The following is a 617-nucleotide window of genomic DNA, read 5'->3' on the forward strand; positions in this document are numbered from 1 at the left end:
GCGCGAGGTCGCGGCTGGCAGCCGCGGATGCCTGCGCGTCGTCCGCGGCAGCGAATTCGTCCATCGCCGGCGGCCGCCGGCGGGACCCCAGCGCGGGGCGGGGGAAGGACGGGTGGGGGAGGAGGACCTCGGCGCGGACGGCGGCGACGAGGACGCGAGGCAGGTCGCGATTGGCCGGCCAGCAGACGTAGCGGGGTTGCCAGGACGGGTCGAACCGGGCGTTGAAGCGGTAGAGCGACTCGATCTGGAACCAGCGGGACGCGGCCAGCAGCATGTGCCGCCACAGCCGCAGCGCGGGGCTGGCACCGAGCCGTTCGCCGCGGGCCAGCGCCGCGCGGAACGCCGCGAAGGTCAGCGAGACCCGGGTGACGCCGAGGCGCTTCGCGTCGCGTAACACGGCGACGAGCATGAACTCGGTCAGGCCGACCGCGGCGGCGCGGTCGAGGCGCACGACGTCGAGGGACAGCCCGTCGCGTCCCCAGGGCAGGAAGGTCACCAGCCCGCACAGCCGCTCGCCGTGGAAGGCGCGGACGACCACACAGTCGGCGTCCTCGGCGGCGCCGACGCGGCCCAGTGCCGTGGCGCAGCCGCGGATGGCGCCGCGGGCGCGCCAGGCG

1 protein-coding gene is annotated in these 617 nt (G+C 76.3%); it reads right to left on the reverse strand.

The window, feature by feature from the left end; all coding sequences use genetic code 11:
- A partial coding sequence (locus MXD58_RS24525; RefSeq protein ID WP_250610028.1) for a phosphatidylglycerol lysyltransferase domain-containing protein occupies positions 1–617 on the reverse strand: 617 nt, incomplete at both ends.

Source organism: Frankia sp. AgKG'84/4 (assembly GCF_023242965.2).
Lineage (GTDB): Bacteria > Actinomycetota > Actinomycetes > Frankiales > Frankiaceae > Frankia.